Here is a 17,407-nt window from a genome sequence, read left to right as displayed (position 1 = left end):
CGACGACAAATAAGCCCACACGCCGGACCGCGGTGTCCGGGTGCGGGCCTCGTTGCCGGCGACCGAATGGCTTCGCACACCGGGGGTGAGCCGGTGTGCGGGTTTTTGGGATTCCTCGACTGTAGCCGGATGACCGGCAGGTAACCGAGAGCTGACCTGTCGGTTCTCTCACAAGAACGATAAGGGAATCGATTCAGTTGTCACCGGATTGGTCCAGCGCCGGAAATCCTTTCGATGCGGGGTGCCCAATTCGGGCGAAGGTCACCGCGTCCGGAAACGACAACGGGCCCGGCGAGTGCCGGGCCCGTTGTGACGTGAGTTACAAATGGGTCAGTTGGGGCTGATCCATTGTCCGGTTCCCGAATCGATCTTCGCGACACCCGAAAGCAGCTGCGTGCCGTCGCCGCCCCAGATCGAGTCGCTCGCCGGATCGGCCGCGCGGACGCCGGCGCTTTCGGCCTCGGTCCACTGGCCGGCGCCGGTGTGCTCGTAGGTGGTGGTGCTGCCGTCGGCGCCGATCTCCACCGCGACGTCGGCCTCGCCGTCGCCATCGGTGTCGGTGAACGCCATCGTGCCGCCGTCCTTGGTCTCGACGATGGCGGTGTCGTTGTGGCCGTCGTGGTCGGTGTCGATCGTGGCGACGCCGGCGTCGACCTCGCCGTCGGGCAGGTCGGCGTGAATGTGGCCGGTCGTGGAGTCGTCCTGCGAGTGGGTGTCGGTGCCGCCCGGGTGCTCAGCACCGCCGGACTGGACCCACGAGCCGCTCGATTCGTCGTAAACCGCCTGGTCCACGACGTGGCCGGAGCTGTCCAGCACGGCGTACTGGTCGGCGACGCCGTCGCCGTCCGAGTCGATGAACGCCTGCGCTGAGCCGTCGTCGTGCTCCACGATGGCGGTGTCGTTCACGCCGTCGGAGTCGACGTCGTAGTTGACCTCCGCCTGGTAGTCCTGGCCTTCGACGTGGACCGTCATGGCCTCGGGTCCGCTGGCGTCGGTGTCGGTGCCGCCACTCTCGTCGACCCACATGGGAAAAGCCCCCTTTTAGGACCGGGTCTCGCCGGCTGCGTTCTGCTGTCGATCGGTAGGACTCACGTTAGGCCGGTTCGGTTCCGGTCCACAAGCTGATCAACCCCGGTCACGCAGCGTTCGGATGCGCCCGAGCAGCGATTCCGCCCTCGCGTGGCCGTCGGTGGCCTCCTTCAGGCGCTTCGAAACGATCGCGATGTTCTTCGCCCGCTCCTGCGCGCCCATCTTGATCGTGCGGTCCACGTCCTTGAGCTCGGCTTCGATCGCCTCGATGCGGCGGCTCAGCGCCTCGTCGAGCGCCATCGACAGCTGCTGCTCGGCTTCGATGAGCTGCTCGGCCACGAGCTGGTCGAGCGTGGAGCGCGCGTCGGCGATGGCCTCGACCAGCCACTGCTTCATGTGCTGCTTGTCGGCGGCGTGCTTGCGCGTGCGGGCCATCCACCAGCCGGCGCCGAGGCCGATGATGATCGTGGCCGGCAGCACCACCGGGTTCAGGATCGCGACGCCGGCCAGCGGCAACGCGGCGATCTTGCCCGCGCCGACCCCACCCGAGATGCCCATGAACACCAGCAGCTTGTCCTCGGCCGTCGGCGGCTTCTTGTCCGGCGGCCGCAGCACCACGGGCGGCCCGCCGGCCCGCGCGAACTGCGCGCGGATCACGTCGAGCTCCTCGGGGGAGAACAGCTCGGACAGCGCCACGTTGGTCACGTGGTTCAGCCGTTGCGAAAGCAGCATCGAGACCCGCTGCGACGTCGTCTGCAACGCGAGGTCCACCTGCTGCGGCAGCGCGGCCAGCTCGTCTCGCTTCGCCGAGTCGATGCGCTGGCGGAAGTGGGTCTGGGCGTCGCGCATTTCGCGGCTGCTCTCGTGGCCGACCTCCACGCGGGTGCGCTGGATCTCGCCGCGCAGCTTGAGCTGCCAGCCGCGGGTGGACGAACGGCGTTCGGCCTGCAGGTGGTCCCGGCGTTCGCGCAGCTGTTCCGCCTCGGCCTCACCCGCCGAGAGCGCCCGGCTCTCGGCCTGCAGTTTCGCCTTGATCCCGGCCAGCGCGCTCGACAACGCGCGCAGGGTGTTGGCCTCGGCCAGCATCATCGAGCGGCCGACGAGCATTTCCTGCAGCGCGACCTGCACGGCCGCGATGCCCGACTTCTCGCGCAGCATGGCCGCGACCTGCTCGTTCGGCGCTTTCGCGGCCGTCTCGAACACGCGGGCCGAGACGGGGTGGAACACGGCATCGGCGAAGCGCGGCGCGTGCTGAGCCAGCAGCTGGCGGTCGGCCTCGAGGATCTCGCGCCAGCCGCGGTACGCGTCGGTCTTGGCCAGCACGAAGAGCACCGTTTCGACGCGGTCGGCCACGTCGCGGAGGAACTGCAGCTCGGTGGAGGTGAACGGTGCCGACGCGTCGAGCACGAACACCAGCGCCGTCGCGCTCGCCGCCGCCTCGCGGGCCAGTTCGCCGTGCAGCGAGTCGAGGCCGCCGACGCCCGGGGTGTCGACGAGCGTCACGCGCTCCAGCAGCGGCACCGGGCCGGAGACCTCGACGTAGCGCGGCGGGATCTGGCCGGGCGGCAGCTCGTGGGCGGCCGAGACCCAGTTGACCAGCTCGCCCAGCTGGATCGGCACAGGCGCGAGCTGCCCGGGGTAACAGGCCTGCGCGCCCCACTGCTGCGCGTGCTCGAAGACGAGGTACGTGGCCGTGGCGACGTCGGCGTCCACAGGGGACAGTCCCGGGGTCGCGAGCAGCGCGTTGACCAGGGTGCTCTTGCCCCGGTTGGTCTCGCCGACGACCACGACCGACGGTTTCGCCGCGCGCGCCCGCCGCACGTCGTCCACCCACTTGGCGGCCTGCGGGTCGGCGTCGCGGACCACGGCGAGCAGCTGCTCACGCGCGGCCTGGACCTGGGCGGGAAGGCTGGGAGAGGTCACTGGGCTCGCTTCGCGTAGACGGTGACGACGGGCGCGCGCAGCAGCCGCTCGCCCTCGGCGAACCCGATCACCTCGGTCTCGGCGACCACGCCGTCGAGCGCCGGGTCGTCGGTGGGGATCGCGCCGCCGGCCTCGTGGCACGAGGGGTCGAAGCGCTCGCCGTCGGGGCGCAGCGCGGTGACACCGATGTCGGCAAGGCCGTGTTCGAGCCGCTGGACCACGCCGCCGCTGCGGGCGCGGTCGAGCGCGTAGAGGCAGAGCTGGATGAGCGCCTGACGATCGGCCAGCGCGCGTTCGAGATCACCGGGGGCAGCTACGACGTCCACATCCGTGTTCGACGCGGACGTGTCGGTGGTGGTTCCGAGCTCACCGTCGGCGGGTTCCGTGCCGCGGTCGCGGAACCAGGCCACACCCCTCACCCCCAGCTCGACCCGCGGACCACCCGTTCGGCCCGCCGGGATCCCACCAGTCTGGAGCAGATCTTCGCTCCTCGGGCGCGAATCCGGGAGCGCAAACGCTTGCGCACGCCGTCAGGCGAGGTCGCGGATCACCGAGCGCATCGCCTGCTCCAGCGAAGGCACGTCTTCGGCGAAGCGCGACGACACGAGGATCTGGTCCTCGGCCGTCCGGAGCCACACGCGGCCCGCCACGGAGATCTCGATGACCGACAGCCGAAAAGGCCGCGCTCGCCGGCCCAGGTCGACCTCGGTCTCGCGGACGAGCTGCCCCAGCCGGTCGCCCGCCACGATCTGGCGCCGGTAGAACCCCGCGGCCCCCAACGCGGCGTGCAGCGCGGGCCGCCGGGCCTCGGTGAAGTGGCGCGCGGCGGCGGGTGTGAAGTGCTGGATGGCCAGGTCGATGGCCGAGCCGTCGCCGGGAGCGGGCCGGCCGAAGCGGCTGCGCGGCTTCCGCGAACCCGACTCGCCGCGAACGCGGATGAACTCCAGCAGATCGGTCCACCAGTCCGCCCACTGGGCCTGCACGGCGGCGCGGTCGATGGCCGGCGGCACGCGCACCGGCACGGCGGGCTCCACCGGCGGCAGGAGCTGGCCCTCGGCGACGGACAACGCGAGCACGTCCCGGAGGTACAGAGCGATGTCGATCTCCTGCTCGCTCCCCCAGGACGCCCGCCACGAGGTGGTGTTCTCCAGCCGCACGAAATCCACCCTACGCGTGAACGCCGACATTCCTAGGGCATGCGGATCTGTTGCCAGATCAGGAAATAGGCCCGGTGGACCACGTGCGCCACGCGGCTCTGCGCCGGCGTTGCGCCGAATGAGGCAAAGGAGCGCCACCAGCCCGCGCGTTCGAGGGCGTGGGCGGCCAGTTCCGGCCGGGCGGCACCGGGGAGGCCGAGCTGCGCACCGAGGTCGGCGTTGCTGCCGACGCGCAGCACCTCTTCGGCGAGGTCCTCCGGCATGTCGACGGCTCCGGAGGCCACCAGCGTCAACGCTTCCAGCAGCCGCAGCTGGTGCGCCTCCGGTTTGGCGAGCAGGACTTCGATCGCGTCGTGCACGCGCTGGCGTTCGCCGGGATCGCCCGAAGCGTGGGCCAGCGCGGTCACTGACGCGAGCGCCGCGGCGGCCTTGATGCCGTCGGCGCGCGCGGCGAACACGATGGCCAGGCGCTGGCGCACCGCGTCGAGGCCCGACGCGTCGAGCAGCACCCGCCGCAGCGCGCCGGCGGTGATGGCCGGTTCGGCGCGGATCGCGTCGACGGCGCGGCGGACGCCGTAGAGGTCGAGCTTCTCCAGCAGCCGCAACCGGACGCCGGCGGGGACGTCGCACTCCCAGCTGGTGAAGATGTCGGCCGAGATCAGCATGGTCTCGAGGACGTCGTCGTCGAGGTCGGCGAGCTGGTGCAGCACGTCGGCGTCGGCCGAGGTGAAGCCGCCCGACTCGGCGGACTCGGCGATCAGGCCGATCACCGGCAGCACGTCGGCGACGCGCGGCTTGAGCGTGCTCGCCTGCTTTTCCGCCAGCAGCTTCGCCGCCAGCCAGATGTCGCCGCCCGAACCCTCGACCGTCTCCGCGACGATCGTGTCCGCCTTGTTCAGCACCGCGATCGCGTTCACCGGGCCCGCCTCACGGCTCGCGGTAGCGGCGGTGAACGCGGCGAGCGCCTGCTGGTCGTCGGCCCGCACGCCCTGCGTCACCACGTAGAGCACGGCTTCCGCGCCGGCGACGGCGTTGCGGGAGGTGTCGTCGAGGTTGTCCGAACCGGTGTCGTCCTGTGCGGCACCCAGCAGCTGTTCCGTGCGCGAGACGGACGCGGCGTCGAGCGAGCCCAGCCCCGGGGTGTCGATCACGGTCATGCCCTGCAGCACCGCGTTGGTCAGGTACGCCTCGAGGTGCGAGACCTTCTTGATGTCCACACCCAGCTCGGCCGGGATCGACCCGTCGGCGGCGAACGGCAGCACCTGCTTGGTGCCGTCGGTGAACACGACCTCGACGCGGTCGACCGTGCCGTACTGGAAGCGCGTGACCAGGCGCGTGCACTCACCGACATCGGTGGGCGCGACCCGGCGGCCGATCAACGCGTTGACCAGAGTGGACTTGCCCGACTTGATCCGCCCGGCCACGGCCACCTGCAGCGGCGCTGCGAGCCGGCGCTGCACTTCGGCGAACCCGGCGGCCGTGCGCGGCGAGACCTGCGAGGCGAGCCGGTGGCACAAGTTGGCGACCGACATCGACAGCGGGCCCGCGAGGCGCCCCTGCTCCGTCACGGCCCCGCCCCTCTCGTCCACTGGTCCCGCCGGGAAATCGTGCCATGCCACACCACCGCGAGTACGACCGACAGTGCTACCGGAGGATGACGCGATTTGCCCGGCCGCGGACCTAATCTTGTCGGGTGCGACGGCTGAGCCTCTGGATGCGTGCCCACCCCATGGCGGGGGACACGCTGCTCGCCGTGGTCCTGCTGTTCATCGACTTCGTGCTGTTCGTCGGCGGCAGTGTCGGGACCGAGAACCACCCGCCGCCGTGGTTCATCTCGCTGCCGATCGACGTCGCCATGGTGGTGCCGCTGGTGTTCCGGCGGAAGAAACCGCTGGTGTCGGCCTATGTCGTGTACTTCGTCGCCATCGCGCACGGGGCGCTGTCGCTCGGTTTCTCCTCCGCCGCGGCGCTGGCGATGAGCCTGTACTCGATCCTGGTCTACATCGGCCGCAAGCAGGGACTGATCTACGTCGGCGCGCTCGTGCTGCTGACCGGGGTCGAGGTGTTCACCGACAAGTCGACACCGTGGCTGGGCAACGCGCTGTTCACCGCCTTCGGCATCGCGCTGTGCTGGACGCTCGGCGAGTTCGTGGGGGCGCGGCGCGCGTACCAGCTGGAGGTGGAAGCGCGCCTGCACCTGCTGGAGACCGAACGCGACCAGGCCACGCGCATCGCCGTGGCCGAGGAACGCGGCCGCATCGCGCGCGAGCTGCACGACGTGGTCGCCCACTCCGTGAGCGTGATGGTGGTGCAGGCCGACGGCGCGGCGCTCGCGTTGCCGACGAACCCGGAGCTGGCCGGCCGCGCGCTGCACACGATCTCCGAAACGGGCCGCGGCGCCCTCGGCGAGCTGCGCCGGCTGCTCGAGGTGCTGCGCGGCGACCACGGCGACGGCGAGCCCCGCGTGCCGCAGCCCGACGCCAACGCGCTGGGCGAGCTGGCCGAACGCATGCGCGGCGCGGGCGTGCCCGTCGACCTCGAGGTGGGTGAAGGCCTCACCGACCTGCCCGCCGGCGTCTCCCTCGGCATCTACCGCATCGTGCAGGAGTCGCTCACCAACACGCTCAAGCACGCCGGCACCGGCGCGCGGGCCGAGGTCCGCGTGCACCGCAAGGGTGACAGCAAGACTGGCGACGTGGTCGAGGTGCTCGTCCGCGACGACGGCGCCGGGCGCGCGCGGCAGCTCGAACAGGTGACGGTGGGCGCCGCTGCGCCGTCGAAGAAGGCCCCGCGGCTGCAGGTCGCGGGCGGGAACGGGCTGATCGGGATGCGGGAGCGCGCGAACGTGTACGGCGGAACGCTGGAGGTGGGCCCCGCGCCCGCCGGTGGGTGGCAGGTGCGGGCCGTGCTGCCCGTTAAGTTGGCGCCGTGATCAAAGTGGTGGTCGTGGACGACCAGGAACTGATGCGCGTCGGCTTCCGCATGGTGCTGGGCGCGCAGGCCGACATCGACGTGGTGGGCGAGGCCGGCGACGGCGCGCAGGCCATCCGCCTGGCCGACGAGCTGCGGCCCGACGTCGTGCTCATGGACGTGCGCATGCCGGTGCTCGACGGGGTGGAGGCCACAAAGCAGATCGTGGCCGCCGGGACCGCGCGCGTGCTGGTGATGACCACCTTCGACCTCGACGAGTACGTCTACGCGGCCCTGCAGGGCGGCGCGTCGGGCTTCCTGCTCAAGGACACCCCGCCGGATCACCTCGTGTCGGCGCTGCGGTCCGTCGCTTCGGGCGACGCGGTGGTGTCACCGTCGGTGACCAAGCGGCTGCTCGACCGCTTCGTGGGCGCCGGCGGCTCCCCGGTGCGCGACGCGAGCGAGCTCGAGGCGCTGACCGACCGCGAACGCGAGGTTCTCGTGCTCATCGCGAAGGGCATGTCCAACCTGGAGATTGCCGAAACGCTCTTCCTCTCCGAAGCCACGGTGAAGACGCACGTGGGCCGTATCCTGGCGAAACTCGACCTGCGCGACCGCGTGCAGGCCGTGGTGCTTGCCTACGAAACCGGCCTCGCGCGCCCCGGCCTCGGCTGAGCGCTCGATCCACTGTGTTGGTCTGTGTTGGCTTTCGGACTCTGAAGCTCAGGGTCGTCTCAGGGGTTTCACCGATCGCACATCAACCGCCGAGCCGGTTGAGTACTACTCAGGTCGGGTGATGAGTTCGACCCACAGGATGACGCGAAGACCGGTGCGGCTCAGTCACGATATTCCGGGTAAAGCGGCACAGCCGTCAACGAGGGAGCAGGGATGATCGAGGCATCAGGTCTCACCAAGCGTTACGGGAACACGCTGGCGGTGAACAACCTGTCGTTCAGCGTGGCCACGGGGAAGGTCACCGGCTTCCTGGGCCCGAACGGCGCCGGCAAGTCCACCACCATGCGCATGATCCTGGGGCTCGACAACCCCACCGGCGGCGAGGTCCGCATCGGGGGCAAGAAGTACCACGAGCTGAAGGACCCGCTGCGTACCGTCGGCGCGCTGCTCGACGCGAAGTGGGTGCACCCCAACCGCTCGGCCCGCGCGCACCTGATGTGGATGGCGAAGTCCAACCGCATCCCGGCGTCGCGTGTGGACGAAGTGCTCGACGTCGTGGGTCTCACCAGCGTGGCCGGCAAGCGCGCCGGCGGGTTCTCGCTCGGCATGTCGCAGCGGCTGGGGATCGCGGGCGCGCTGCTGGGCGACCCCGAGGTGCTGCTGTTCGACGAGCCGGTGAACGGCCTCGACCCCGAGGGCATCCTCTGGATCCGCAAGTTCATGCACCGCCTGGCCGAAGACGGCCGCACGGTGTTCGTGTCGAGCCACCTGCTCTCCGAGATGGCGCTGACCGCGAGCGAGCTCGTGGTGATCGGCAAGGGTGAGCTGATCGCACAGTCGTCCACCGAGGAGTTCGTGGCGCGCGCGGCGGAGAACACCGTGAAGGTGCGCTCGCCGCAGCTGCCCGTCCTGCGCGAGGCGCTGGTGCGCGCCAGCGCCCAGGTGACCGACGCGGGCGAAGCGCTCATCGTGTCCGGGATGGACAGTGCCAAGATCGGCGAGCTCGCGGCTTCCGCGAACGTCGTGCTCCACGAGCTGAGCCCGCAGACCGGTTCGCTCGAACAGGCCTTCATGCAGATCACCGGCGACTCCGTCGAGTACCACACCGGGCTCGAGGCCGAGGCGCAGCAAGCCCTCCAGCCCACCGCCCGCTGACGACTACTCGTACAACAAGGATTCCGGGGAAAAGAACCATGACTCTGCTCGCGGTCGAACGCATCAAGCTGTTCACCACCCGCTCACCGTGGTGGTGTGCCCTCATCGCCATCGTCCTCACCGCCGGCTTCTCCGCCCTCGTGGCGGGCGCGGCGCCGAGCACGGCGGCCATCGACGTCGCGACGACGCAGTTCGGCTACCAGTTCGGCATCGCCGTGATCATGGTGCTGGCGGCGCTGTCGGTGACCACCGAGTACCGCTTCGGCACCATCCGCACCACGTTCCAGGCCGTGCCGGGCCGCACGTCGGTGCTCGTGGCCAAGGCCACCGTCGTCGCCCTGCTTTCGCTCGTGATCGGCGAGATCGGCGCGTTCGGCGCCTGGGCGCTGGGCTACGCCATCCGCCCGTCGGACGCGCTGGCGCTCGACACCTCGGCCGAGTGGATCAACGTCGCCGGCGTCGGCGTGCTCTTCGCGCTCGCCGCGGTGATCGCGGTCGCCATCGGCATCCTGATCCGCCACAGCGCCGGCGCGATCGCGCTGCTGCTGATCTACGTGCTGGCCGTGGAAAGCCTGGTGCAGCTCATCCCGACCGTCGGCTCGAAGATCCACGAGTGGCTGCCGTTCAACGTCGCGGAGAAGTTCCTCCGCGGTGCGGGCGGGGTGGTGCAGGGGCCGCCGCCGTCGGACGCGGTGCTCTCTCAGGGCTGGTCACTGGCCTACTTCGCGGGCATCGCGGTCGTGCTCCTGGCCGTCGCGATCGGCGTCGCGAAGAAGCGCGACGCCTGACAAAGACCCACCACAGGGACGTTCGGGCGGAGGCGGCGGGGGCCGAAGCCGGCTGAACGGGGGAAAAAGGGGAGAGGAAAAAGATCCGGGTCGCCAATTCGGGGGGCGACCCGGATCTTTTCGTTTTGCCGGCGGCCGCACCGGGCACACGGCGAGCCACCGGACGCCGACCTCGCCTCGCACTCCGAGGGCGACCGGCCAGACGGTGACGTTCGCGCTCACCGGGCCGCTCGGCGTCGGCGTCGGGCCGCCGCGGCGGAGCACCGCGCCCGCGTTGACACTGGTGAGAATTTCACGACGGCGGCGCTGAACGTGACGCCCGCTTTCGGCCCGCGGGGCTGCCTCGCGTATTTCGGTGGCATTTGTCTCGCGTTCTTCGTCGCCGACGTGGTGATCGCGAACCGCCGCGGCGCCCGACGAGAGCACATTCGCGTTAATCTGCACGTGCAGAACAGGTGTCCACGAGGCAAACGGATTAAGACCGCGTTAAGTCGTTGTGGCTTCTCTCACAGGGAGCGGACATAATGGCAAAGTCCCCAGGATATTCGAGATCAAGAGCGTGCTCGTCCGTCTCAGCTCCCCGGAGGTGAACCTTGACGGTGGACGCTGGTCAGGGGCTCATGAGTCCCATTCCCACGGCCCGCAGCGAAGCGGCCCCCAGAAGTCACAGCGAAGCGGCCTCCCACAGCCGCAGCGAAGCGGCGCCCCAACCCCGGCTCGAGCCGATGCTGGACCTCGAATGGTCGCAGGCGATCGAGCTGCCGCGGTTCGCGCAGCCCGCGATGAAGCCCGGCGACCTGCGCCAGGCGTGGGTGCACCGCGCGGCCGAAGACCTGGTGCTCGCCCTCTACCGCAGGGCCAGTGGCATGGAGGGCCCGCTGCCCGCGCCCTGGTGGCTGCGCGCCGTCGCGAACGGCCGGCTCGAGTCCCGTGAGCTCGGGTTCCGCATCGAAGACCGCATCCAGCAGCTGGCTTTCCCGCCGCTCCGGCTGGGAGTTCGTGCCGTGGGCCGCCGACGGCGAGTCGGGCTATTGGGAGTTCATGCCGTCCGAGCGCGGGAAGTCCGGGCACTCCGTCCCGACGACCGTGCTGAACACCGACCGCCACCCCGGCTGGATCGACGTGCTGCCCGCCCACACGGGCACGACGCCGCACCCGATCGCCGTGTCCGGGCTCGCCGGACTGCGCTCCCGGCTCGGGGAGTTCGAAGCCGTCCGCTGACCCGCCAGTACTGTGCCGATCGTTACCAATCCGACCACAGTCACGGCCGAATGGCTTCGTAGCAACGGTTACGTGCCACGTGGGGGGTCGGCCTACTTTTGGCCGGATCAGTATCTTGTCCGGGTGGAGAACGAGGACCAACCCCGGTTGCGCAGCGTGGTCAGCTTTGTCAACCGCGGCGGCCGGATGACCGTCGGCCAGCAGCGCGCCTGGGACGAACACTGGCCGCGGCTGGGCCGCACGGTCGCCGACCTGCCGGCCGGACCCGTCGACTTCGCCGAGTGGTTCGGCCGCGAGGCGCCGGTGCTGCTGGAGATCGGCTCCGGCATGGGCGAGACGACGTCGCAGCTCGCGGCGGCCGCGCCCGAGCTCAACTACGTGGCCGCCGAGGTCTACGACCCGGGCCTGGGCCAGCTGATGTTGCGCGCGGAGAAGCTCGGCGTGGAGAACCTGCGGCTGATGCACGGCGACGCGGTGGTGCTGCTGACCGAGCACGTCGAGCCCGGCGCGCTCGCCGGCGTGCGGCTGTACTTCCCGGACCCGTGGCCGAAGAAGCGCCACCACAAGCGCCGGATCGTGCAGCCGGACTTCGTGGCTCTCGTCGCGTCGCGGCTCGCGCAGGGCGGCACGTTCCACCTCGCCACCGACTGGGAGCACTACGCCGAGCAGATGCTGGAAGTGTGTTCGGCCGAGCCCGCATTGCGCAACCGCTACGCGGACGAACCGGGCGGCTGGGCGCCGAGGCCCGAATGGCGGCCGCGGACGAAGTTCGAACAGCGTGCCGACGTCGAAGGCCGCGTGTCACACGACCTCATTTTCGAGAAACGCTGACAATTTGTCTGAGAAAAGACGGCCGTGAAAAAGGGCCGCTGCCGGGTTCCCATCCCCGGCAGCGGCCCTTTTTCTCCCCTTTTTTCACCCCCGGCGTCCGCCCCACCCCGTGAGGGGCGGACCGCCCGCTACTCGTCGGCCAGCGGTTCCGCCTGCACGCGCCGCAGGGCGGGCGTGCAGATCGAGGCTCCGAGCAGCGCCACCCCGACGCCGAGCACGACCGGGGCGAAGATCCACGGGCTGAACACGACCGAACCTTCGCCGGCGGTGCTGAACAGCCCGATCCCGACGAGGATGCCGACCACGCCGGCGCCGATCGTCGCGACCAGCGCGGGCAGCGCCGTCTCCATCCGCAGCGCCCTCGACAGCACCTTCACCGGGGTGCCGGCCGCCATCAGGGCCCCGAACGTCCGGCGCCGGTCCATGATCGAGCCGGCCGTGGCGACGGCCGCGCTGCAGCCGGCGAGGATGCCCGCGGCCACCAGGCCGATCACGGTCACCCGGCGCAGGTCCGACAGCTGCGTCTGCTGGTCGTAGAGGTACTGGTCGCGGCTGCCGACCTCCGCGCCCGTCGCGGCCGAGGCCAGGGCGGTGCGGACGATCTCGCGGTCGGCGTCCGTCGTCGGGGCGATCACCGTGGCCGCGCCGAGCTTCACGCCGGCCGGCACCGCCGCCGGGTCGAGCAGGTACGAACTGCTCACGTCGTTGCTCATCTTGAACGTCCCGACCGGCACCGAACCGAGCGGCTGGCCCGGGTCGGTGGGCTCGGGGTCACCGACCACGTGGTACTCGGCGGCGTTCAGCTCGTACGGTGCGTACAGCCCGACGCCGGGCTTGCAGTCGGCCGCGGTGATCCCCAGCCGGGTGAGCCGGGCGGCGTCGGCGCACGACATCACGAGGGCCCGCTGGTAGGACCGCTCGTCGCCGGTGCCCTGCACCAGGTAGACCTGACCCACCGCGATCGCGCGTTCCTGCTGGCCGTAGCGGGCCAGCGTGGAGTTGGCGTGGTCCACGACGGCCGCGGCCTTGTCCGGGCTGCTGTCGGCGTAGAGCACCGAGTCGGCGTACGTCCGCCCGCCACCGGCGAGTGACTCGAACGACGGCAGCAGCGTGAGCGCCATCGAGCCGGTGAACACCGCGAGCACGATGCCCGCCGTGGCGCGGTAGGCGCCCTTCGGGTCGTCGCGCAGCCGGCGCCCGGCCAGCAGCGCCGACGGTCCGCGCCAGCCCCGCACGAACGTACCGCCGACGGCCGAGGTCACCCACGGCCCGACCACGATCGCCGACGCGACCAGCAGGAACAGGCCGACCAGCACCATCCTGGGCCCGCCGCTGTCACCCATGCTGGTCACGGCGTAGAGGAAGAACAGGCCCGCCACCGGCAGGACGAGCAGCCGCCACCAGCGCAGCGGCTTCACGCTGTGGCCGCCGGTCGCGAAGAGCGGATTGCGCAGCACGCGCCGCAGACCGAGCACGCCGGCCAGCACCACGAGCGCCGGGATGGCGATCACGATGAACACCGCGAGTGCGACCGGCAGCGTGAAGTCCGTGGCCAGCCACGTGCCGCCGCCCCACGGGACGAAGGTCACCAGGCCGTGCAGCGCGGGACTGATCGCCAAGCCGAGCAGGGCCCCGACACCCGCCGACAGGATCGTTTCGCCCGCGACCATCGACGTGACCTGCCCCGGCGTCGCGCCGGCCAGCCGGATCGCGGCGAGCCGGCGTTCGCGCCGGGCCGCGGTGAGCCGCGCCGACGACGCGACGAGCACCAGGCTCGGCACCAGCAGCACGATGATGCCGACCCACGCCAGCAGCGTGAGGATCGGATCCGCCTTCGCTTCCTGGTCGGGGAACGCGCTCACCGGCTGCGCGACGGCCTCCGTCGCCCGTTCGGCCTCCGTCGCGCTGAGTTCCTGCTCGCTGTGGCCGACGAGCGCCACCAGCTGTTCCGGGTACTTCAGCGCCTGGTCGCCGAGCGCGGCCACGGGCTTGCCGAAGCGGTCGCCGAGCTGGTTGGCCGGCGTGTTGTTCAGCAGCCGGCCCAGCGCGGGCGACACGAGCGTCTCGCCCGGCCCGGGCAGCTTCGAGATCCCGGCCGGCAGCTTCAGCCCGGCCGTGTTGCCGGTGACCGCGACGTCGACGCGGGTGATCTCCTCGCCGTGGAAGTAGTCCTTGGCCCCGGTGACGAGCATGACGGGCGTGCCGCCGGTGTCGAAGTTGTAGTACGACTGCCAGATGCCGCGCTGTTCGCGCACCTGCGTCGCGAAGGGCAGTGACGCCAGCAGCAGCACGAGCCCGGTCGCGACCGCGACGCCGACCGCGGTGAGGATCGCCGAGGTGCGGGTCCGCCGGTCGACGCGGAGCACGCGCAGGGCGAGCTGGAGCGAGTTCATGCGGCCAACCTCGTCGCGATGAGGCCGTCGCGGATGGCCACGGTCTTGGGCATCGACTCGGCGAGCTCGCGGTCGTGGGTCACCACGATCACGGCGGCGCCGGACTCCTGCGCCGCACCGAGCAGCGCCTGCATGGTCTCGCGGCCGGTGCGCGTGTCGAGGGCGCCAGTGGGCTCGTCGGCGAAGATCACCTTCGGCCGGTGCGTCAGGGCTCGCGCGATGGCCACCCGCTGGGCCTCACCGCCGGAGAGCTCACCAGGGCGACGCTGCTCCTTGCCGGCGAGGCCGAGGCGCGCCAGCCACTCACGGCCCGCGGCGATCGACTCGCGCCGGGCCTTTCCCGCGAGCAGCGACGGCAGCGCCACGTTCTCCTCGGCCGTCAGCTCGGACACGAGCATCCCGGACTGGAAGACGAACCCGAACTCCGTGCGCCGCAGCTCGCTGCGCTTCTTCTCGTTCAGGTTGTCGATGCGCCGGCCCATGAGGTGGATCTCGCCCCCGTCGGCGCGCAGGATGCCGGCCAGCACGTGCAGCAGCGACGTCTTGCCCGACCCGGACGGGCCCACGATGGCCACCGCGTCCCCGGGCTGGATGTCGATGTCGATACCGGCCAGCGCGTACTGCCCGCCGTACCGCTTCACCAGCCCCCGCCCCGACAGCACCGGGCCGGAAGTCCACTGTGGATTGCTCATCCGGGTGCTTCTCCCTCATTGGTCTGCGACTTTGTTGGGAACCACCTTCACGGATCGGGGCCGGTGTCCACTTCGGGCAGACGGCCAGTCCGACGATCACCGGCATCGGCCGATCGGCCGATGCGGCTCGAACCACCTGGCCAAGGTGCGCGCGGCCCGAGATCCTCTACCGTTCGGTTGTGTCCCAAGCTCCGCCGTCTTCCTCCTTTTCCACGCGCGTGACCGAAGTCGTGCGCCGCCTCGGCATGCCCGTGGTGGTGCTGCTCGCGGCGCTGCTGTTCGACCTCGTGTTCGTGACCGACGCGGCGCTGGACAACCACGGCCCCAAGTTCGTCGACTTCGCCCTGTTCCCCGGCATCTTCGCGATGGTGGGGTGCGCCATCTGGGCGCGCCGGCGCGCGGCGGTGGCGGCGATGGTCGCGGCCTTCGCGCTCGCGTTCTTCACGATCTTCCAGCGCTACCTGCACACGCCGGCGTATTCGAGCGTGCTCGCGAACCTCTCGATCACCGACGTGGTGGCAGGCACGGAGATGGTCTACTACCTCGCCCGCCGGGCCCGCCCCGGCGTCGCGTTCGCGGCGATCTCGTCGCTCGTGGTCGGCGCGCTGATCGCGGTGTTCGGGCGCTACAGCTACGGGGACATCTCGTCGTCCTCGATCGTGTCGGCGATGCTGTTCGGCTGCGCCCTGCTCACGGGGGCCGTCGTGATCGGGGTGGCGGGCCGCACGCAGTCGGACGGACCGCGCGGAGTTCGCGAGCAGCGGCTGCGCAAACTGCGTCGCGTCAACGCGCTGGCAATGGGGCAGTGGCCGCTGATCGGCGCGCTCGCGATCACGCTGCTGTTCGAGTTCGGCTTCACCTACGACAGCGGGGCATCGGGCTTCCCGGTGCTGTTCTGCTCGATCGGAGCCGGGGTAGCGGCGGTGCTTTCGCCGCGGCGGCCGGGCGACGCGATGCTGGGCGTGGCCGGGCTGATGCTGCTGTCGGCGCTGGTGATGCCGTTCCTGAGCTTGGGCTACGACTACCAGCTGGCCGGTGGGATCCCGCCGGCGCAGATGGCGGCCGGGATCGGCGTGGTGGTGAACCTGGTCCGCGCCGTGCCGCTGGTGAAGGCGTGGCCGCGCATCGCCGTGCTGTCGGCCGTGGTGGCCGTCGGGACCATCCTCAACACGCGTCGGTCGAGCTTCTCCCCGCTCACCGATCCGCAGGAGATCGGCTCGTTCGCGGTGGGCGCGGGCCTGGTGCTGGGCATCTCCATCGCGGTCGGCATGTTCCTGCGGTCCCGCGACTCCGAGCGCACGCAGGTGATGAAGGCCGCGGTCACCGACGCACAGACCACCGAGCGGATGGCGCTCGCGCGCGAGCTGCACGATGTGGTGGCCCACCACGTCACCGGCATCGTGGTGCAGGCGCAGGCCGCGCGGATGATGGGCGAGAAGAACCCGCAGCTCGCGCTCGAGGCGATGGGCCGGATCGAGGACGCCGGCACGGAAGCGCTCGCGGCGATGCGCCGGCTCGTGCGCAGCATGCGTGGCGACGCGCCCGCCGGCGCGAGCGACCTGAGCGAGCAAGCCACCACGGATCTGGCCGCCGACCTGCGCAAGCTCGTTGACGGCGCCAACCACGGCGTGAAGACCGCGCTCGTGCTGGACCTGCCGCCGAACCTGCCGCACGAGGTCGGGCGTTCGGCGCTGCGGCTGGTGCAGGAGTCGCTCACCAACGTCGGCAAGCACGCCGCCGACGCGACGGAAGCGCTGGTCCACGCCGAGGTCACCGGACGCGAGCTGCACCTGTCGGTGCGCGACGACGGCCGCGAGCAGGCTCACCGACCGGCCGGCGGGTCGGGCGGCTACGGTCTGGTCGGCATGCGCGAGCGCGTCGCCCTGCTGCACGGCCGGCTCACGGCCGGGCGCGGGCCCGACGGCGGCTGGCGCGTGGAAGCTTGGCTGCCACTCGAGGCGAACGGGGATGACGGGTGATCCGGGTACTGATCGCGGACGACCAGGAGATGGTGCGGATGGGATTCCGCATGATCCTGGACGCGCAGGACGACATCGAGGTGGTGGCCGACGTCGCCGACGGCGTCTCGGCCGTCACCAAGGCGCGCGAGCTGCGCCCGGACGTCTGCCTGCTCGACATCCGCATGCCGGGTCTCGACGGCCTCGAGGTCACGCGGCAGCTCGCCGGCCCGGACGTCACCGACCCGCTGAAGGTCGTGGTCGTGACCACGTTCGACCTCGACGAATACGTGCACACCGCGCTGCGCAACGGCGCGAGCGGCTTCCTGCTCAAGGACGCCGGCCCGGCGCTGCTGATCGAGGCCATCCGCGCGGCCGAGCGCGGCGACGCGCTCGTGTCGCCGCAGATCACCGTGCGGCTGCTCAAGCACTTCGACGGCGCCAACGGCCATAAGCGCAATGTGCCCCCGCCGACCGAGCCTCTCACCGCGCGTGAGCTCGACGTGGTGAAGGCCGCCGCTCGCGGTCTGACGAACACCGAGATCGGCGCGGAGCTGTACTTGTCGCTCTCGACGGTGAAGACGCACCTGGCTTCGGTGCAGGGCAAGGTCGGGGCGCGCAACCGTGTGGAGATCGCCGCGTGGGCTTGGCGCAGCGGGGTCGTGGACTGAGTCT

At 70.9% G+C, this 17,407-nt stretch carries 14 protein-coding genes and 1 pseudogene; 8 read left to right on the top strand and 7 right to left on the bottom strand.

The features are described from left to right. Window positions 1–330: 330 nt before the first annotated feature. The 5 genes from QRX50_RS08645 to QRX50_RS08625 form a co-directional block, all read right to left on the bottom strand. Window positions 331–1,026 carry a hypothetical protein gene (locus tag QRX50_RS08645; protein ID WP_285971432.1) on the bottom strand — a complete coding sequence of 232 codons (696 nt, stop codon included), beginning with the start codon at window positions 1,024–1,026 and terminating at the stop codon, window positions 331–333. 99 nt (window positions 1,027–1,125) lie between these two features. After that, on the bottom strand, window positions 1,126–2,952 hold the full coding sequence (locus QRX50_RS08640; RefSeq protein ID WP_285971431.1) for a dynamin family protein: 1,827 nt from the start codon (window positions 2,950–2,952) through the stop codon (window positions 1,126–1,128). After that, window positions 2,949–3,362 (bottom strand): nucleotide exchange factor GrpE, encoded by a 414-nt coding sequence (locus QRX50_RS08635; protein WP_434533250.1) that lies wholly within the window; start codon window positions 3,360–3,362, stop codon window positions 2,949–2,951. Before QRX50_RS08635 ends, QRX50_RS08640 begins: the two co-directional genes overlap by 4 nt. A gap of 120 nt (window positions 3,363–3,482) precedes the next feature. Then, complete coding sequence (locus QRX50_RS08630; protein ID WP_285971430.1) at window positions 3,483–4,109, bottom strand: hypothetical protein; 627 nt, start codon at window positions 4,107–4,109, stop codon at window positions 3,483–3,485. A gap of 32 nt (window positions 4,110–4,141) precedes the next feature. After that, on the bottom strand, window positions 4,142–5,641 hold the full coding sequence (locus QRX50_RS08625) for a dynamin family protein (protein WP_285974397.1): 1,500 nt from the start codon (window positions 5,639–5,641) through the stop codon (window positions 4,142–4,144). Window positions 5,642–5,838: 197 nt separating this feature from the next. Here QRX50_RS08625 and QRX50_RS08620 point away from each other — a divergent pair, with 197 nt between their 5' ends. From QRX50_RS08620 to trmB, 6 genes and pseudogenes are all read left to right on the top strand, one after another. Next, window positions 5,839–7,041, top strand: a complete 1,203-nt coding sequence (locus QRX50_RS08620) for a sensor histidine kinase (RefSeq protein WP_285974396.1) — start codon at window positions 5,839–5,841, stop codon at window positions 7,039–7,041. Beyond that, window positions 7,038–7,694, top strand: coding sequence for a response regulator (locus QRX50_RS08615; protein ID WP_285971429.1), 657 nt, complete (start codon window positions 7,038–7,040; stop codon window positions 7,692–7,694). The genes QRX50_RS08620 and QRX50_RS08615 overlap by 4 nt, the downstream gene beginning before the upstream one ends. A 213-nt stretch (window positions 7,695–7,907) precedes the next feature. After that, the gene (locus QRX50_RS08610) at window positions 7,908–8,849 is read left to right on the top strand and encodes an ABC transporter ATP-binding protein (RefSeq protein ID WP_285971428.1); all 942 of its coding nucleotides are present in this window, start codon (window positions 7,908–7,910) and stop codon (window positions 8,847–8,849) included. A gap of 38 nt (window positions 8,850–8,887) precedes the next feature. Next, a complete protein-coding gene (locus tag QRX50_RS08605; protein ID WP_285971427.1) occupies window positions 8,888–9,637 on the top strand; it encodes a DUF2705 family protein in 750 nt (249 codons plus the stop codon). A 725-nt stretch (window positions 9,638–10,362) separates the two neighbouring features. Further along, window positions 10,363–10,858 (top strand): annotated as a pseudogene (locus QRX50_RS08600) (hypothetical protein). Between the two features lie 123 nt (window positions 10,859–10,981). Next, complete coding sequence (trmB, locus tag QRX50_RS08595; protein ID WP_285971426.1) at window positions 10,982–11,689, top strand: tRNA (guanosine(46)-N7)-methyltransferase TrmB; 708 nt, start codon at window positions 10,982–10,984, stop codon at window positions 11,687–11,689. A 128-nt stretch (window positions 11,690–11,817) separates the two neighbouring features. Here trmB and QRX50_RS08590 read toward each other — a convergent pair whose 3' ends face one another. After that, window positions 11,818–14,082 carry an ABC transporter permease gene (locus QRX50_RS08590; RefSeq protein WP_285971425.1) on the bottom strand — a complete coding sequence of 755 codons (2,265 nt, stop codon included), beginning with the start codon at window positions 14,080–14,082 and terminating at the stop codon, window positions 11,818–11,820. Further along, window positions 14,079–14,774 carry an ABC transporter ATP-binding protein gene (locus tag QRX50_RS08585; RefSeq protein WP_285971424.1) on the bottom strand — a complete coding sequence of 232 codons (696 nt, stop codon included), beginning with the start codon at window positions 14,772–14,774 and terminating at the stop codon, window positions 14,079–14,081. The genes QRX50_RS08590 and QRX50_RS08585 overlap by 4 nt, the downstream gene beginning before the upstream one ends. A 179-nt stretch (window positions 14,775–14,953) precedes the next feature. Here QRX50_RS08585 and QRX50_RS08580 point away from each other — a divergent pair, with 179 nt between their 5' ends. After that, the gene (locus QRX50_RS08580; protein WP_285971423.1) at window positions 14,954–16,753 is read left to right on the top strand and encodes a sensor histidine kinase; all 1,800 of its coding nucleotides are present in this window, start codon (window positions 14,954–14,956) and stop codon (window positions 16,751–16,753) included. Then, window positions 16,750–17,403, top strand: a complete 654-nt coding sequence (locus QRX50_RS08575; protein WP_285971422.1) for a response regulator — start codon at window positions 16,750–16,752, stop codon at window positions 17,401–17,403. The genes QRX50_RS08580 and QRX50_RS08575 overlap by 4 nt, the downstream gene beginning before the upstream one ends. Window positions 17,404–17,407: the final 4 nt, after the last annotated feature.

The organism is Amycolatopsis sp. 2-15 (assembly GCF_030285625.1).
Lineage (GTDB): Bacteria > Actinomycetota > Actinomycetes > Mycobacteriales > Pseudonocardiaceae > Amycolatopsis > Amycolatopsis carbonis.
Note: the sequence above shows the minus strand (reverse complement) of the source record. Positions and strands in the feature narration are given on the sequence as shown.